Genomic DNA, 16,021 nt, shown 5'->3' with positions numbered 1-16,021 from the left:
GTGCTCCCCTCTCCCGCGAAGCGGGGGAGGGCCAGGGAGGGGGCGCCGCCCCTACGGCCCCGCCGCCCAGACCCGGACCCAGTCCACGTCCATGTGCACCTGGCTCGCGCCGCGCGCGCCATAGCCGCCGGTCGGGACGTAGCCGGCCCAGGAAGCGTCCTCGACCTCGCAGGTGAGCATCACCTGCTCGCCGCGCTTCGAGAGCCCCTGGGCAAAGCTGTGGAGGAGCGCGCCGTCGGCGTAGAACCAGTAGCCCTGGTCGCTCCAGAGCACCGAGTAGGTGTGCCAGGCCCCCTGCACCGGGCTCCCGTCGGCGAGCGGCACGACGTGCTCGGGAGAGCTCTTCTCGCTGGCGCCGTAGCCGTCCCAGTGGACCTCCTCCTTCACGAGGTCGCGCAGCGCGGTCCAGCCCTTGGGGTCCGTCACCCGGTGCTCCACGATGTCCACCTCGGCCCCGGCGACGGCCGGGTCGCCAAGCGGGTTGCCGTTGTCCGGCGAGAGCAGCCAGAACGAGCACCACTCGCCGGGCGCGTCGTCGAAGCGGATGCGCGCCTCGAAGTACCCGTAGGTCGGCGCGAAGGCGGTCCCGGTGGTGAGGAAGCCGGTGTAGTGCGTCCCGCCCTCCGTGTAGGTCTCGAGCGTGACCATCCCGTCGTGGACCGAGACCGCGTCGGTGGTGCGCTGCGAGTCGCGGCGCGGGCCGGTGACCGCGGTCCACTTCGTCGGGTCGAGGCCGCCGCCGTCGAACTCGTCGTGCCAGACGAGGTGGTAGCCGGGGAGCGGCGACGGGATGGGCGTGCCGGTGGGACCGGGCGTGGGCGAGCCGGTGGGGGTCGGGACCGGCGTCGGCCCGGGCACGGGCGGCGGGGTGGGCGTCGCCGAGGGGGTGGACTGCTGCTTCTCGGGCGGCATGAGGCCGCAGCCGGCCGCGAGCGCGAGCCCGGCCACCGCCACCACGCTGGAACGCCAGCCGCCCATCGCCGCCTCCTAGAACGCCCAGTTGAAGCCGACCGCCAGGATGCCGTTCCCGCTCCGCGAGTCCGGACCCCAGTCGTAGTAGGTGAGGTAGAAGCTCCCCGGCCTCCAGCTCCAGCGCCCGAGGCCGTACATGACGCGCCAGCCGGGCGTGCCCACCGGCCCCTCGAACACGCCCGGCACGGTCCAGCCGAGCCCGCCCATCACGAACCAGTCCTTCCAGAAGGTCACGTTGACCCGGGCGTTGAGGTACGGGCCGCCGACGAACGGCGTCGTCACCCCGGCCACCGGCGAGGCGCAGAGCCAGCGCGTGGCGCAGAGGGTCGGCAGCCGGTAGCCCGCGTTCACCTCGGCGGAGTGGGTGAGGCTGTCCTCCATCCGGATCGGGCCCCAGTTGTCCACGTGGAGGTAGAAGGTGTCGTCGCGCCAGTCGTCGTAGCCGAAGCCCCAGAGGAACCGGCTCTTGCCGTAGTCGGAGCGCGGGGTGCCCTCGCCCCCGAACCGCAGGAAGGTGGCGCGGCCGATCCAGGCGGTGGCGACGCCGCCCGCGGTCGGCCCGTCGGTGCCGCGCCAGCCCGCGAAGAAGGTGCCGTCGAACCGCAGGAACCGCGGCTCGGAGACGAGCGGCGCCGAGAGCGGCGGCTTCGGCCCGAGCCCCACGTCGCCGCCGAGGGCGCCGCCCGCGCCGGCGAGCCGGGCCTCGGTCACCGCCGGGCAGCTCCGGGCCCGCGCCGGCAGGCGCAGCGGCCGGCCGCCGCAGCAGCCCGCCCCCGCCCCGCCGGCCTCGAAGGCGATCGCCTCCAGGATGACGGCGTTGGTGTTGGCGTTGAGCGACCGGTTGAGCCCGCCCCGCTCGAAGATCCCGGCGTACCAGCCGCGGGCGGGATCCTTGGCGTCCGCCACCGCCCGCCGCAGCACCTCGGCGTAGTCGTCGCCGGGGAAGAGGGCGGCGAGCGCGAAGGCCGCCTTCACCGAGAGCCCGCGGAGCTCCGGCGCCTCCTTCCCGTCGGGCGTCACCGTCCGCCAGGCGCCGCCGTCGGCCCAGATGGCGTCGTAGACGAACCAGGGCGCGCGGTCCACGTGGTCCTCGCTCGCGGCGGTCACGACGCCGCTCCGCTCCCAGCGCCGCTTCTGGACCTCGAACACCTGGCGCAGGAGCGGCGCGCGCTCCGGGTCGGGCCCCTGCTCCAGGGCGGCGAGCGCCCAGGGCTCGGTGACGAGCGCGTCCACGGCGCCGAACTTCCGGAAGTCGCGCCCGTCGCGCGCCACCGGCACGCCCAGGATCTCCTCCTGCCTGGAGAAGCGATCCCAGCGGCGCGCCCGCGCGACGTCGAGCCCGAGCGCCGCGAGCGGCTCCGCCGCGTACTGCTCGTACCCGAGCCGCCCCTCCTGCACCCGCTGCACCTTCCCGTCGCGGCCGCGCACCAGGCCGTGCAGCTCGCCGTCGCCCGCGAGCCGGCAGAGCCGCCAGCGCGCCAGCGCCCGCTCGATCCCGGGCCGGAGCCCGGGCCGGGCGCAGGCGAGGGCCTGGAGCGCGCCCAGGAGCCGCCCCAGGTCGAGCGCCGACACGCCGATGCCCTCCGGCGCGGGCCGGTTGGCGTAGTCGGCCATCCGCGCGGTCGCGGTGTCGTAGGCCTTGTTCGGGAGCTCGCCCTCGAAGAGCGGCAGCCGCTCCAGCGTGGCGACCACCTGGCCCGCGCGGGCGTCGAGCTCGCCCTCCTGCAGGAGCCCGAGCCGCTGCGCCGCCAGCATCGCGAAGAGCGACGAGCCCATGTCCCAGACCGAGGTGCTCGGGAAGCCCTCCACCGCGTTCACGAGGCCGGTGGCGCGCTGGGTGTTGCGCTGGAAGTAGGCCCAGGCGACGCGCGCGTCGTCGCGCTGCGCCTCCGAGGGCAGCGCCGGCGCGTCGCAGCGGTCCTGCGCCGCCGCCGCGCCCGCGCTCCCGGCCGCGAGCAGCGCCAGGGCGAGGAGCGCCCTCACCGCGCCACCTGCCGCGCCAGCCGGGCCGGCCGGCGGGAGAAGGGACCGTGGAGCCGGTAGGCGAGCGCCTCGAGCACCACCCCGTTGGTGTTGAGCGAGCGCGCCCGGTTCGGCGCGCCCCCCTCGTCGTAGCGGCCGGCGAGGATCCCGCGCGCCGGGTCCACCAGCGCGAGGGCCGCGTCGAGGAGCCGGTCCGGGTAGTGGCCTGCGAACAGCACCCCCCAGCCCAGCGCCGCCTTGGTGGAGAAGGTCGGCGGCGCCGGCGCCCCGTCGGGAGTGAAGGCGGTCCAGGCCCGACCGCCGTTGAGCACCGCCGAGTAGGCGAACCCGGGCGGCCGGTCGATCGCGTCCTCCGAGAGGGCCGTGAGCCGCCCCGTCGCCTCGGCGCGCCGCGCCTGGACCTCGAGCACGCGCCGCGCCAGCGCGAGCCCCACCGCGTCGAAGCCCTGCTCGATCCCGGTGAGGATCCAGGGCTCGGAGAGCACCGCGGCGTGGGTGCCGCCGTGGTCCTCCGGCCGGCGGTCGTCCACCGGGACCGCCACGCCGTACAGCTCCGCCGTCGAGAGGTGGTGCCGGTACTCGAGCGCGCCGGCCACCGCCACGCCCCACGGCAGGAGCGCGCGGGCCGCGTACTGCTCGTACCCGAGCCGGCCCTCCTGGTAGTGCCGCAGGGCGCCGTCGGCGCCGCGGGTCGCGCCGCGCAGCTCGGCGCCGTCCGACAGCGCCTCGAGGTCCCAGCGCGACGTCGCCCGCTCGACGAGCGGCGTGAGCTCCGGGAAGCGCCGGATCACGAGCGAGAGCGGGACGAGCACGCGCCCGAGGTCGAGCGCCGACCACCCGATCCCCTCCGGCGCGGACCGGTTCGAGTAGTCGGTCATGGCGAGCGTGCGGGTGTCGTAGGCCTTGTTCGGCAGCCGGCCGTCGCAGAGCGGCAGGGCCGCGAGCGATCGCAGCGCCCGGTCGAGGCGGCGGCGCGCCTCGGCGTGGGTGGCGAGCTCCAGGTCCTCCGCCGCCAGCACGCCCATGAGCTGCGAGCCCAGGTCCCAGAGCGTGGTCGAGGGGTAGCCGGCCACCGAGCGCGCGAGCCCGGTGACCGGGTCGGTCTCGCGCTCGAGGTAGTCCCAGGCCGCGCGCGCGAGGGCGCGCTCCCGGGGCGCGAGCGGTCCGGTGGGGCGCAGGGGCAGCGCGGTCGCGTCCGCCGCCGCGAGCGGGGCGGGCGTCGCGGCGGCGCGCCCGAGGCGGGAGGTGAACCGGACCACGGCCACGGCGGCGGCGAGCCCCAGCAGGAAGGCGAGGTGCGAGCGCGCGGCCAGCAGCCCCCGCAGGAAGCTCACGGCGCCCCCCGATCCCGCTCGCGCGCGAGCGGCAGCGCCAGCGCGGCCACGATGAAGGGCGCGAAGCAGAGCGCGGTGTGGGCCGCCCAGAAGACGTTGGAGGCGAAGGCCGCGGTCTGGAGCGGCCCGCCGGCCGCCGCGAGCCGCGAGGCGCGCCAGGCGACGCCCAGCGCCGCCGCGGCGAGGAAGGCGAGGTGCGGCGCCACGAGGCGCAGCGAGCGCTGCCGGGCCCGCGCCTTGGGCGTCACCTGGAACCGCAGCGGCCGCCCGGTGACCACGTGCACGAGCGCCTTCAGGTACAGCCAGGAGGAGGCGAGGTGGAACTGCTCGGAGCGCCACGTCGGCACCCGCCAGGCCCGCACCGCGAAGGCGACGCGGCTCGCGAGGAGGAACGGCGCGAGGTGGCCGAAGAAGGTGACGTCGAAGGCGCGGACCGGCGTGACCCCGGTGAAGAAGTAGGCGAGCGGCGCGAGCAGGAGCGGGATGGTCCAGAGCGGCGCCAGGTAGGCGTAGATGGTCGCGCCGTACATCACCTTCTGCCAGGGGGTGAGCCCGTCGAGCCGGAGCGGGTTGTCGCGCCAGGCGATGTCGAGCGTGCCGCAGGCGTACTTGAAGCGCTGCACCGTCCAGGCGGCCAGGTCCTGCGGCGAGAGCATCCGCGTGAGCGCGCGCGGGTGGTAGACCGACCGCCAGCGCCGCTCGCCGTCGGCGTGGATGGCGATGCTCGTGTAGATGTCCTCGGAGACGTGGAAGCGGTAGGGCGTGAGCTCGAGGTGGCGCGCCGCCTGCCCGGCGAGGGCGCGCGAGAGGTCCCGCCGCAGCCCCGGGTCGGAGACCCCGGCGGCCCAGGGCCGGACGGCGGCCGCGACGCGCGCCCCGAAGTCCTTGAGCGCCGCCTCCATCACCGCCTCGCGCCGGTGGACGCTGCCGGCGCCGCAGCAGAAGGAGGCGTTGCACCAGTTCCGGCAGCGCTGGACGATCTCGTAGAAGGCGAGCGGGTCGGCCGCGAGCGGGTCGGCGCCCACCGCCACCGGCCCCACCAGCGCCTCGGCGACGCGCCCCAGCCCCCGGCCCAGGGGCCCGAGGCGGGCCGTCCGCGCCAGCCACTCCGGCAGCCGCGTCCCCGGGTTCACGTCGTAGAACCACTGCGGCGTCTGCACCCAGGCCACCGTCGGGTCGCGGAAGTAGCCCAGGGTCTCGCGCAGCAGCCCCGGCAGCGGGCGGGTGTCGGCGTCGCAGATGACGATGAGGTCGCCGTCGGTGTGCTCGAGGCCGTTGCGCAGGTTCCCCGCCTTGAACCCGGCGTTCCCCTCGCGCGCGAGGTAGCGGACGCCCTCCTCCGCCGCCATGCGCGCCATCGCCGGGCGGCGGCCGTCGTCGAGCACGTGGACCTTGAGCACGAGCGGGTGCGGGTACTCGATCCGCGCGGCGTCGCGCACCGAGAGGCGCACCAGCTCCACCGGCTCGTCGTAGGTGGCGATGAGCACGTCCACCTTGATCGGGCGGTCCGCGGCGAGCGGCTCGGCCCGCAGGTCGTTGACCGTGCGCGGCGCCGGCGGCCGGGGCGGGTCCTCGATCCGCCAGACCGAGAGGAAGAACAGCGTCGCCCCCACGAAGGCGAGGGTCTCGGCGAGCGCGACCACGACCGAGAACCCCAGCGCGTCCGGGTTGAGCGACGCGGCCCAGCGCCAGGCCAGGTAGTGGACGCCGAGCAGCGTCGCCAGCACGGCCAGGGCCTGGAAGACGAAGTCGCGCGCCGGGCTCGCCGGCAGGGGCTCCGGCGGCAGGCGATCCTCGTAACGCGCGAAGTACCAGCCCTCGCGCCGCTCTCGATCCGGTGCGCTCATCGGGGGAGGGCGGCGGCGGCGTCCTCGAAGAGCGGGAAGACCTCGTCGAGGTGGGTGGCGTGCAGCACGGCCCGGACGCGCGGCGGCACGGCGGCGAGCCGCAGCTCGCCCCCCGGGGCCATGCGCTTCCACACCGCGACCAGCCCCGCCAGCCCGGAGGAGTCCACCTCGGAGACGCGGTCGAGCGACATCACCACCAGCGCGCGCCCCCGCGCCCGCTCCCCGACCAGCTCCCGCAGACCGGGAGCGGCCTCGGCGTCCAGCGCCGGGACCTCCGGCGTGACCAGGAGCGCGCCCTGCCTCTCCTCGAACCGCGCCTGCAGCATCTCCCCCGCCCCCCCGCGACGGCTCGCCTACTCGCCGCGCCAGAAGGACGATGAGCCCCGGGCCTGCGCTTCGCAACCCAACGGGGAGTCGAGGGACGTCACGCTCAGAGGCCCCCAGGGCACCCACCCGGCCTGGCGCTGCCGGCGCCCGGAGCTCGAGCGGGGCGCCGGCCGCCCGGCCGCGCGCCCCGCTCCCGGACCGGCCTCGCCCGCTAGAAGGCGACGCGCGAGAGCAGGTACGCCACCACCGTCGAGACGCTCACGCCGATGAGGCCCGGCATCATGAAGCTGTGGTTGAGCAGGTACTTGCCGATGCGCGTGGTGCCGCTCCGGTCCATGTTGATGGCGGCGAGATCGCTCGGGTAGAAGGCGAAGAAGAAGTAGGCGTAGCTCGCCGGCATGAGCCCCAGCATCAGGGTCGCCGGCAGCTTGAGCGCGATGCCGAACGGGATCATCACCGTCAGCGTCGCCGCCTGGCTCTTCACGAAGGCGGAGACGCAGAACATCGCCACCGCGAAGGTCCAGGGGGCGAACTGCACCATCCGCCCGATCTTCTCCACCAGGAAGCCCTTGTTGGCGCTCACGAAGGTGTCGCTCATCCAGGCGATGCCGAAGATCGAGACCACCGCGATCATGCCGGCCGTGAAGACGCTCGACTTGGCGATGTCCGCCGCCTTGATGTTCCCGGCGAAGAGGATGAAGGCGCCGAAGGAGAGCATCACGAACTGCACCACCGTGGTCATCGGCACCGGCTTGCCGCCGACGAGCGGGAGGATGTTCGGGAGGTGGTAGCCGGCGTTCACCGCGGTGTCGCGGAGCGCGATGAGCACGATGACGAGCACGCCGGAGAAGAAGAGCGCCACCGACGGCTTGGCGGTGCGGGGGAGCTTCTTGTCGAGGGTGGTGACGGAGACGTCGAGCGCCTCCTTGAACTTCGGGTCCTCCAGGCGCGCCAGGAACTCGGGGTCGGAGTAGAGGTCGCGCCCGCGGTTGAGGCTCCAGGCCGCCGCGGCGAGCACGCCGACGACGCCGGCCGGGAGCGTGATCTTGATGATGTCGTAGATGGTGACCGGGGTGCCCATCTTCGCCGAGTAGCCGAGGAAGGTGGTCACGGCGGCCGCCACCGGGCTCGCGGTGATGCCCATCTGCGAGGCCACGCTCGAGACGGCCATGGGGCGCTCGGGGCGGGTCTTGGTCCGCAGGGCCACGTCGGCGATCACCGGCAGGAGCGCGTAGACGGCGTGCCCGGTGCCGACGCAGACGGTGAGGAAGAAGGTGCAGAGCGGCGCGAGGATCGTGACGTACTTGGGGTGGGCGCGCAGCAGCTTCTCGGCGAGCTGGACGAGGTAGTCGAGGCCGCCCGCCACCTGCAGCGTGGCCGAGGCGGTCACCACCGCGAGGATGATGAGCATCACCGCGACCGGCGGCTCGGAGGGCGCGGCGCGGAAGCCCATCACGAGCACGGCGACGCCGAGGCCGCCGATGAGGCCGAGCGCCACGCCGCCGCGGCGGATGCCGAGGAGGATGGCCCCGAGCACGAGGAAGAACTGGATCCAGAACATCAACATGGTGAGCCTCCGTGCGCTGGGACCGGGCCCGGCGCGCACCTCCCCAGGAGCAAGCGGGATGCCGGAGCGGGCCGGGCGGCGAAAGCCCGCGCCGGGGCTGCGCTTTCCCCGCTCGAGCGGGCCCGGCGCGGCGGCGAAGGGGCATGAGCGCGCTCATGGCTCGGCGGAGGGGCCATGACTTTCCTCATGGCCCAGCGAGTCCCACCCCCTCCCTCACCCTCCCCCGCTCCGCGGGAGAGGGGAACGACGCGGCGCTACCCGCGGGACGTGCTCCCGAGCGGGAGAGGGGAAGAGGTCACCTGGGGTGGCTCCCTCCCCGCCGGGCGGGGAGGGATGGGGAGGGGCGGCCAGGAGCGCCCGAGGCCGCCCTCAGCCCCGCGCCGCCTTGAGCCGCTTGCTGAGCGCCGACTGCGTGATCCCGAGCAGCCGGGCGGCCAGGGTCTGGTTCCCCCCGGCCCGCGAGAGCGCCTCCTGGACCAGCAGCTCGACCGCGTCGTGGATGGTGGGGAGCTGCTCCACCGGGGCGAACGGGTTGGCGGCCGGCGCCGCGCCCGGCGACGCCGCCCCGCCGCCGCGCTCGATGGCGGCCACGAAGGCGTCCATCGAGAGCACCTTCTCGCGGTGCAGGCTGACCGCGTCGGCCACCATCGCCCGCAGCTCGCGCACGTTCCCGGGGAAGGCGTAGGTGCCGAGGAGCGCCACGAGCTCCCTGGGCGCGGTCGGCCGCTTCTTGCCGAGCTCGCGCGCGGTCTCCTCGAGGAAGTGGTCGAGCAGCAGCGGGAGGTCGCCCTTGCGCTCGCGCAGCGGCGGGATGCGCACCTGGTGCGTGCAGAGCCGGTAGTAGAGGTCGCGCCGGAAGGTGCCGGCCGCCTGGCGCGCGGCCAGGTCCTGGTGGGTCGCCACGATCACGCGCGCCTGCAGCCGCCGCGGCCGGTCGCTGCCGAGCGGGAAGTACTCGCCCTCCTGCAGGAGGCGCAGCAGCTTCACCTGCGAGCCGGTGCCGAGGTCGCCGATCTCGTCGAGGAAGAGCGTGCCGTCCGCCGCCTCCTCGATCATCCCCCGCCGCGCCTGGTCGGCGCCCGTGAAGGCGCCGCGCGCGTGGCCGAAGAGCGTGTCCGCGAACATCGCCTCGTCGAGCCCGGCCGCGTTCACGGCCACGAGCGGCCCCGGCCTGCCGGAGAGGGCGTGGGCGGCGCGGGCGAAGAGCTCCTTCCCCACCCCGCTCTCGCCCAGCACCAGGAGCGGCTGCGGGCTCGGCGCCACCGCCTCGAGGTAGGAGAAGATCGAGAGCATCGCCCGATCCCGGGTGACGATGCCGGCGAAGGCCTCCGGGCGCGCCACCGTCCCCGAGAGCACCCGGCTCGCCATGTCGCGGTTCTCGCGCTCGAGCTCGAGCATGCGCACCGCGCGCAGCACCCCGCCGACGAGCCGGTCCTCCTCCGCCGTCTTCACGAAGTAGTCGAAGGCGCCGAGCTTGACGCAGCGGACGGCGGTCTCGACCTGGTTCATCCCGGAGACGACGATCACCGCCACGCCGGGGTGCTCGGCGGCGACCCGCGCCAGCACCTCCTCGCCGGAGAGGTGGGGCATGTTGAGGTCGAGGAGCACGAGCCCCACGTCCTCCCGGGCGAGGAGGGCCGGGAGCTCGCGGGCGTCCTGGCACGGCACGAGGTGGTCGATCCCGGCCCGCTCCAGCACCAGCGAGAGCGAGCGCAGCCAGGCCGGCTCGTCGTCCACGGCCACGATCGCGAAGGACGGGTAGCGCCCGCTCACGCCGCCCCCTCCTCGGCCGCGACCGGGAGCGAGACCACCGCGGTGGTGCCGGCGCCCTCGCGCGAGCTGAACCGCAGGGTGCCGCCGTGCTCGGTCACGATGCCCGAGGATACCGAGAGCCCGAGGCCGGTGCCACCGCTCTCCCGCTTGGTGGTGAAGAAGGGATCGGTCAGGCGGGACAGGTGCTCGGGAGGGATGCCCACGCCCTCGTCCTCGACCACCAGCAGGACCGCGCGCTCCCGCGGGTCGTGGCGCGTGCTGACGCGCACGGCGCGGCCGGGGTCCGGGAGCGACTGGCAGGCGTTCAGCACCAGGTTCACCACCACCTGCTCGAGCCGCTGGGCGTTGCCGCGCACCCGCGGCAGCCCGTCCGCGTACGACACCTCGAAGTGGCGCGTCGCCCCCTTGATCGAGTTGCCGACGAGCCGCAGCGCCGCCGCGACCACGCCGTTGAGCTCGAGCGGCGCGAGCCGCGGCGCGTCCTCCTGGCGGGCGAAGTCCTTCAGGTCCTCGACGATCCGCTTGATGCGCCGCGAGCCCTCGATCATCTCGCCGAGCATCTCCGGGAGCTCCTCCCGCAGCCGGGACCAGCGCAGGCCGCCCACCCGGAAGTCACCCTCGGCGCGGTAGCGCTCCTCGAGCGGCTCCACCGCGTCGAGGACCACGTCCTTCAGCACCGGCAGGTTGAGGAGGAGGTAGCCGTTCGGGTTGTTGATCTCGTGGGCCACGCCCGAGACCAGCACGCCGAGCGCCGCCATCTTGTCGGCCTGCACCAGCTGCGCCTGGTTGAGCCGCAGCTGCTCCACCGCCTGCTGCCGCTCCGCCACCTCGCGGGCGAGGAGCGCGGTCCGCTGCGCCACCTCGTGCTGCAGCGAGCGGGTCCAGACGACGGTGCCGCCGAGCACCACCACCACCGGCAGGAGCAGCACGGCGCCGTACCTGGCGTACTCGGCCCAGCTCGGCCGACCCTGCTCGAGCACCCCCAGCCACTTCTGCCGGATGGCGTCGTACCGGCCGGTCTTCTTCACGATGGCGAGCCCCTCGACGACGCGGGCCATGAGCTCGGCGTCGCCGTGGCGGGCCGCGTAGCCGTAGCGCTGCGAGGCGACGTCGTGGGCGACCGGGACGACGTTGTCGAGCTTGAGGGCGCGGGTGAGCCAGATCCCGGGCAGCTCGGCCACCACGGCGAAGTCGGCCTTGCCGGCCGCCACCAGCCGCAGCGCGTCGGCGGGGGTATCGGTCCGGCGCAGCTCCTGGCCGAGCCCCATCCCGGTGAGCGTCTCGTCCATGATGCCGTCCCGGTGGACCGCCACCGAGCGCCCGCGGAGCTCCTCCAGCGACAGCGCCGCCCGCCCGTCGCGCCGGGCGAAGATGGCGTGGGAGATGACGGTGTGGGGCGGCGACAGGTCGAACTCTCGCGCCCGCGCCTCCGACCAGGACATGCCCTGCAGGAGGTCGATGCGCCCCTCGCGGAGCGACTGCCGCGCCGCCGACCAGGCGCCGAGCTCGAACTCGACCCGCAGCCCCATCACCTCGGCGATGGCCCGGGTGAGGTCCACGTTGTAGCCGGCGGGCTTGCCGTCGGCGTCGAGGAACTCGTAGGGCGGGTAGTCCCGGTCGCCGCCGACGCGGAGCACGCGCTGCGACAGGTCGGCGGCGGCCGCGGCGGCGCCGGGCGCGAGGGCGAGGACCGTCAGGGCGAGCAGCGATAGCAGTCGTCGAGTCACGTGCCCCCTCCCCGGCCCTCCCCCGCTTCGCGGGAGAGGGTGGACTTCGAGGAGCGCCGGGGGTCGCCCTCCCCCGCTTCGCGGGAGAGGGTGGACTTCCAGGCCCCCGCGGCTGCGGAAGCTCGCGCGGAGCTCCGGGGTCCCCCTCCCCGCCCGGGCGGGGAGGGATGGGGAGGGGCGGCCAGGCGCGTCACGAGGCCGCCCTCAGGATCCCCACGAGGTCCTCGAGCGGGAGGGCCGCCGTGGCGAGCGGCCGCGCGGCCTCGACCAGGTCGGCGTCGGAGAGGCCGAACTCCGAGAGCCGCCGCGGCACGCCGAGCCGGTCGAGGAGCGCCGCCACCCCGCCCGCGGCGTCGGGCGCGCCGAGGGCGGCGGCGATCCGCGCCAGCGGCCCGGGCGCGCGCGGGGCGAGGTAGCGGAGCACGTGCGGCAGGAGCAGGCAGGAGGTCACGCCGTGCGGGATGCCGTGGCGCGAGCCGAGCCGCTTGCCGAGGGTGTGGGAGAGCCCGCGGGCGGCCGGCCCGGGCAGGAGGTAGGTGAGCCACGCGCCCAGCTGGCACTCGGTGCGGGCCGCCTCGTCGCCCGGCCGCGCGCGCACCGCGGGCAGGGCCGCCGCGAGCCGCCGCAGGCCGTCGAGCGCCGCCGCGTCGGGCAGCGGGTGCTCGCCCTCGGCGAGGAGGGTCTCGGCGGCGTGGTCCACGGCGCGGACTCCGGTGGACAGCCAGAGCGGCACGGGCGTCCGGACCGCCAGCCGGGCGTCGTAGAGCACCGCCGCCGGGCAGAGCGCCGGGGCCGAGACGCCCACCTTCTCGCGCGTCCCCTCCGCGCTGAAGCCGGCGCTGGAGGAGAGCTCGGCCACCGAGAGCGTGGTGGGCAGGGCGAGGTGCGGGAGCACCGGCCCGACGGTGGCCTCGCGGGCGCGGGCCGGCGCGTCGGGCGCGCGCAGGTCGAGCCCGGTCGCGAGCGAGAAGGCCACCGCCTTGGCGGCGTCCACCGGCGAGCCGCCGCCGAGCGACACGAGCGCGTCCGCCCGGAGGTCCCGCGCCGCCTCGGCCGCGGCCATCACCTCGCCCACCGGCGCGTGCTGCCCCACCACCGCCCGCCCCGCGAGCCGCTCGCCCAGGATCGCCTCGACGGCGGGGGCCAGGGCGGGGTCGGCGACCGCGCTCCGGGTGGTGACGAGGAGGACGCGCCCGGCGCCGAGGCGGCCGAGCTCTCCGGGGAGCCCGGCCGCGACGCAGCCCGGGCCCCAGTGGATCACGGGGGGGTTGGCGTAGCGGAAGGTCGGCATGCCCGGCCAATGTAACGCGCCCGGGCGCCGCCCCGCCCGCCCGCGTACACTCGTGGGCACATGCCCCCGAGCCCGCCCCCCGCCGCCCCCTCCGCGCTCCGCCGCGCCGCGGGCCCGCTCGCGGCCGCCCTCGCCTTCGGGGCCCTCTTCCTGGCGCACGCGGGGGAGCCCGCGGACCTCGTCTTCGACGAGACCCATTACGTCCCCGCGGCGAGGGCCCTCGCCCGGCTCGCCGGCGACCTCAACTGGGAGCACCCGCCGCTCGGCAAGTGGCTGCTCGGGCTCGGCGCGCGGCTCCTCGAGGCGCTGCACCTCGCCTCGGAGCCGGCCGCCTTCCGCGTCGTCGCCTTCGCCTTTGGGCTCTGGGCGCTCCTCTCGGTCGGCGGGCTCCTGCGCGACCTCGGCTTCGCGGGCTGGGCGGCGGAGGCGGCGGTCTGGCTCACCGGGCTGAACTTCCTCTGGTTCGTCCAGAGCCGGACGGCGATGCTCGAGCCCTTCTCGGCGGCCTTCGCGCTGGCCGGGCTCCGCCGGGTGCGCCGCGGCGGCGACGGCGCCTCGCCCTGGGTGGGCTGGGCGCTCCTCGGGCTCGCCATGGCGTCGAAGTGGTCGGCGGCGCCGCTCTGCGCGCTCGCGGCGCTCTGGTCGCCCTGGCCGCTCCGCCGCCGCGTCGCCGGGGTCGCGCTGGCGGTCCTCGCCTACGCCCTCCCCTTCGCCCCGCTCGCCCTGCTCGCGAAGGACGCCACGCCGCTCTCCGGCATCCCCGCCTACCAGCTGAAGATGCTGGAGGGCTTCAGCCGGGTGGACCTCTCGACGCACCCCTACCACTCGCGCTTCTGGCAGTGGCCCACGCTGCTGCGCCCGGCCTGGTACCACTTCCAGCGGGTGGCGGGCGGCGAGCGGTACGTCTGGGGAGGCGGGAACCCGCTCCTCTTCGCCCTGGCGCTGCCGGCGACGCTCTGGCTCGGGCTGCGCGCGCTATCGCGCCGCGCGAGCCGGGCGGAGCGGCAGCTCGCGCTGCTCTACTGGGGGCAGCTCCTCTTCTGGGCGGCGCTCCCGCGGATGCAGATCTTCTACTACTTCTACCCGGCCTCGCTCTGGCTCGGGCCGGCGGTGGTCTGGGCCCTCCTGCGGCTCGCCCCGGCGCGCGCGGCGCGGCCCGCGGCGGTCGCGCTCGTCGCAGCGTGCGCCGCCCTCTTCCTCTGGTTCTCGCCGCTCTTCGACGGGCGGCTCGAGCCGCCGGGGACCTACGGTCGCTACATGTGGACGGTGCGGTGGCGGTGAGTGCCTCAGCTCCGCGCCAGGTCCTGCGCCAGCGCGGCGCGCTGCGCCTCGGTGAGCGCCGTCTCGAGGGAGAGCGCCGGCAGGTCGCACCCGACCGCCACCGGCGCCTCGCCGCCCACCGGGAAGCGCAGGTACTGCACCGACGAGAGCCGGTCGTCGCCGACCTGCCGCCGGTCGTAGGTGGGGCGGACGAGCCGGCCGCCCGGGAGCCGCGCGTAGAGGCGCTCCGGGAGCCCGGCCCAGGCGCGGAGCTTCCGGTCGCGCTCCTCGGGGTCGGTGAGCTCGATGAGGAGGGTGCACCCGAGCTCGCCCGGCCCGCCGAGGAGCTCGTTGTAGGTGTCCACCTCGTGCTGGATCTCGGCGTCGCGGTAGAGCCGCTCCGCCCGCACCATCTCCTGCACCTGGTAGCGGACGGTGTCGGCGTTCTCGAACAGGAACGTGAGCGGCCCCGCGTGCACGCGCCGCGGCTTCTTGAGCTCCAGCACCTCGGCCCGGATGGCGGTGCGGCGGGCGTCGTACTCCTCCAGCTTCAGGATCTCGGACCGGCTGATCTTCATTCCTTCTCCTCGAGGTCGGCGAAGCCGTCCGGGCGCGTGGCGCGCGCGAGGATGGCGAGGGGGTGGAGCGGCTTGCGGCCGGCGTGCTGCGCGAACTGGAGCGCCGCCAGCGGGCAGTCGGTGGCCCAGACCCGGGCCTCCGCCTTCTTCATGCCGTCGAAGGCCTTCTTGCCGATGCGCTGCGACGGGCCGAAGCCCTCGACGGTCATGGCGTAGGTGCCGTCGTGGCCGCAGCACTCCATCACCGTCGCCGCCACGGTGACGCCCGGGATGCGCCGCAGCAGGTCGCGCCCCTTGAAGCCGACGCCCTGGGCGCGCAGGTGGCAGGGGGCGTGGTAGGCGACCTTGCCGCCCGGCGGCACGCTCCGGAAGCTCTTCACGAACCGCGGCTCGTCGCGGATGGACCAGAGGAACTCGGAGGGATCGCGCACCGCCGCGGCGAGCCGCGCGGCGCGGGACCGGTCCTCGCCCTCGAGCAGGTGCGGCCACTCCTTGCGCATCATCATCGAGCAGGTCGGGTTCACCACCAGCACCTTCGCCCCCGCGTCCACGTACGGGAGGAGGAGGTCGAGGTCCCGCCGCGCCTGCCGGCGCAGCGCGTCGAGATCGCCGTGCTCCCAGGCCGGCATCCCGCAGCAGGCGAGCCCCTTCACCACCCGCGCGTCCACCTGGCAGGCCCGGAGCACCTCGAGCGCGTCCTTCCCGAGCTGCGGCTCGTTGTGCTGCACGAAGCAGGTCTGGAAGAGCACCACCTCGCCGCCCGGCTCGGCGCGGACGTAGCCGTTCTCCTCCGCCCAGTCGTCGAAGGGCTGGCCGGCGAAGTCGGGCAGGAGCTTGTCGCGGTGGATGCCGACGGTCTTCTCCATGAGCACCCGCAGCGGGCGCGACCGGTTGGCGGCGTTGGCGAGGCCGAGCGAGGCCCGCGCCGCCCTGGCCGCGCGGTCGGGATCGCCGAGCACCCGCTCGCGCAGCGTCTTCCCGCGCGCCCGCAGCTTCACCGCGTCGTGGCGATGGACGAGCTTCGGGAAGTCGAGCTGGAACTCGTGCCCGTCGCGCGGGGTGTACGGGCACTGCACCTCGCAGAGCTTGCACTGGAAGCAGGCGTCCATCACCCGCTCCACCTCCGGCTCGGTGAGCCGGCGCACGTCCCCGCCGTGCTGCTCGTCGATGAGGGAGAAGAGCGTGGGGAAGCTGTCGCAGTACTTGAAGCACATGCGGCAGCCGTGACAGATCTCGAAGGCGCGGACGACCTCCTCCCGCAGCCCCTTGGCGTCCCAGTACTTCTCCTCCGACGGGTCGTACGAGAGCCACTCCGTCGGCTGGTACGAGATCCGCTTCTCCACGCTCTCTCCGCTCATCGGG

General features: G+C 75.2%; 12 protein-coding genes. 1 reads left to right on the top strand and 11 read right to left on the bottom strand.

Annotation, left to right across the window (positions count from 1 at the left end; all coding sequences use genetic code 11):
* Nucleotides 1-51: 51 nt before the first annotated feature.
* The 9 genes from AMPC_RS19685 to AMPC_RS19645 all read right to left on the bottom strand — a co-directional run bounded on the left by AMPC_RS19685 (nucleotide 52) and on the right by AMPC_RS19645 (nucleotide 12,821).
* Nucleotides 52-978 (bottom strand): glycoside hydrolase family 16 protein, encoded by a 927-nt coding sequence (locus tag AMPC_RS19685; protein ID WP_248343268.1) that lies wholly within the window; start codon nucleotides 976-978, stop codon nucleotides 52-54.
* Nucleotides 979-987: 9 nt separating this feature from the next.
* Complete coding sequence (locus AMPC_RS19680) at nucleotides 988-2,955, bottom strand: DUF3131 domain-containing protein (protein WP_248343267.1); 1,968 nt, start codon at nucleotides 2,953-2,955, stop codon at nucleotides 988-990.
* The gene (locus AMPC_RS19675) at nucleotides 2,952-4,289 is read right to left on the bottom strand and encodes a DUF3131 domain-containing protein (protein WP_248343265.1); all 1,338 of its coding nucleotides are present in this window, start codon (nucleotides 4,287-4,289) and stop codon (nucleotides 2,952-2,954) included. Before AMPC_RS19675 ends, AMPC_RS19680 begins: the two co-directional genes overlap by 4 nt.
* A complete protein-coding gene (locus AMPC_RS19670; protein ID WP_248343264.1) occupies nucleotides 4,286-6,136 on the bottom strand; it encodes a glycosyltransferase in 1,851 nt (616 codons plus the stop codon). The genes AMPC_RS19675 and AMPC_RS19670 overlap by 4 nt, the downstream gene beginning before the upstream one ends.
* On the bottom strand, nucleotides 6,133-6,462 hold the full coding sequence (locus tag AMPC_RS19665; RefSeq protein WP_248343262.1) for an STAS domain-containing protein: 330 nt from the start codon (nucleotides 6,460-6,462) through the stop codon (nucleotides 6,133-6,135). The genes AMPC_RS19670 and AMPC_RS19665 overlap by 4 nt, the downstream gene beginning before the upstream one ends.
* A gap of 212 nt (nucleotides 6,463-6,674) precedes the next feature.
* Nucleotides 6,675-8,030 (bottom strand): anaerobic C4-dicarboxylate transporter, encoded by a 1,356-nt coding sequence (locus tag AMPC_RS19660; RefSeq protein WP_248343260.1) that lies wholly within the window; start codon nucleotides 8,028-8,030, stop codon nucleotides 6,675-6,677.
* A gap of 369 nt (nucleotides 8,031-8,399) precedes the next feature.
* Nucleotides 8,400-9,803, bottom strand: a complete 1,404-nt coding sequence (locus AMPC_RS19655) for a sigma-54-dependent transcriptional regulator (protein WP_248343258.1) — start codon at nucleotides 9,801-9,803, stop codon at nucleotides 8,400-8,402.
* Entirely contained in the window at nucleotides 9,800-11,530 is a 1,731-nt protein-coding gene (locus AMPC_RS19650) for a transporter substrate-binding domain-containing protein (RefSeq protein WP_248343257.1), read from the bottom strand. Before AMPC_RS19650 ends, AMPC_RS19655 begins: the two co-directional genes overlap by 4 nt.
* A gap of 190 nt (nucleotides 11,531-11,720) precedes the next feature.
* Nucleotides 11,721-12,821: an iron-containing alcohol dehydrogenase gene (locus AMPC_RS19645; protein ID WP_248343256.1), complete on the bottom strand. Its 1,101-nt coding sequence runs from the start codon at nucleotides 12,819-12,821 to the stop codon at nucleotides 11,721-11,723.
* A 60-nt stretch (nucleotides 12,822-12,881) separates the two neighbouring features.
* On the opposite strand from AMPC_RS19645, the gene AMPC_RS19640 reads away from it, so the two are divergent.
* Nucleotides 12,882-14,102: a phospholipid carrier-dependent glycosyltransferase gene (locus AMPC_RS19640; RefSeq protein ID WP_248343255.1), complete on the top strand. Its 1,221-nt coding sequence runs from the start codon at nucleotides 12,882-12,884 to the stop codon at nucleotides 14,100-14,102.
* A 5-nt stretch (nucleotides 14,103-14,107) separates the two neighbouring features.
* On the opposite strand, the gene AMPC_RS19635 is transcribed toward AMPC_RS19640, so the two are convergent.
* The gene (locus AMPC_RS19635; RefSeq protein ID WP_248343254.1) at nucleotides 14,108-14,659 is read right to left on the bottom strand and encodes a DUF3501 family protein; all 552 of its coding nucleotides are present in this window, start codon (nucleotides 14,657-14,659) and stop codon (nucleotides 14,108-14,110) included.
* Nucleotides 14,656-16,017 carry a heterodisulfide reductase-related iron-sulfur binding cluster gene (locus AMPC_RS19630; protein WP_248343253.1) on the bottom strand — a complete coding sequence of 454 codons (1,362 nt, stop codon included), beginning with the start codon at nucleotides 16,015-16,017 and terminating at the stop codon, nucleotides 14,656-14,658. The genes AMPC_RS19635 and AMPC_RS19630 overlap by 4 nt, the downstream gene beginning before the upstream one ends.
* Nucleotides 16,018-16,021: the final 4 nt, after the last annotated feature.

This window comes from Anaeromyxobacter paludicola, assembly GCF_023169965.1.
Lineage (GTDB): Bacteria > Myxococcota > Myxococcia > Myxococcales > Anaeromyxobacteraceae > Anaeromyxobacter_B > Anaeromyxobacter_B paludicola.
The sequence above is the reverse complement of the archived record's forward strand: the minus strand, read 5'-3'. Positions and strand labels throughout refer to the sequence as shown.

Bases quoted from the DNA above. Each gene is read 5' to 3' on its own strand.
- AMPC_RS19685 (WP_248343268.1), bottom strand. From the start codon at position 978: ATGGGCGGCTGGCGTTCCAGCGTGGTGGCGGTGGCCGGGCTCGCGCTC.
- AMPC_RS19640 (WP_248343255.1), top strand. From the start codon at position 12,882: ATGCCCCCGAGCCCGCCCCCCGCCGCCCCCTCCGCGCTCCGCCGCGCC.
- AMPC_RS19635 (WP_248343254.1), bottom strand. From the start codon at position 14,659: ATGAAGATCAGCCGGTCCGAGATCCTGAAGCTGGAGGAGTACGACGCC.
- AMPC_RS19630 (WP_248343253.1), bottom strand. From the start codon at position 16,017: ATGAGCGGAGAGAGCGTGGAGAAGCGGATCTCGTACCAGCCGACGGAG.
- AMPC_RS19670 (WP_248343264.1), bottom strand. From the start codon at position 6,136: ATGAGCGCACCGGATCGAGAGCGGCGCGAGGGCTGGTACTTCGCGCGT.
- AMPC_RS19660 (WP_248343260.1), bottom strand. From the start codon at position 8,030: ATGTTGATGTTCTGGATCCAGTTCTTCCTCGTGCTCGGGGCCATCCTC.
- AMPC_RS19645 (WP_248343256.1), bottom strand. From the start codon at position 12,821: ATGCCGACCTTCCGCTACGCCAACCCCCCCGTGATCCACTGGGGCCCG.
- AMPC_RS19665 (WP_248343262.1), bottom strand. From the start codon at position 6,462: ATGCTGCAGGCGCGGTTCGAGGAGAGGCAGGGCGCGCTCCTGGTCACG.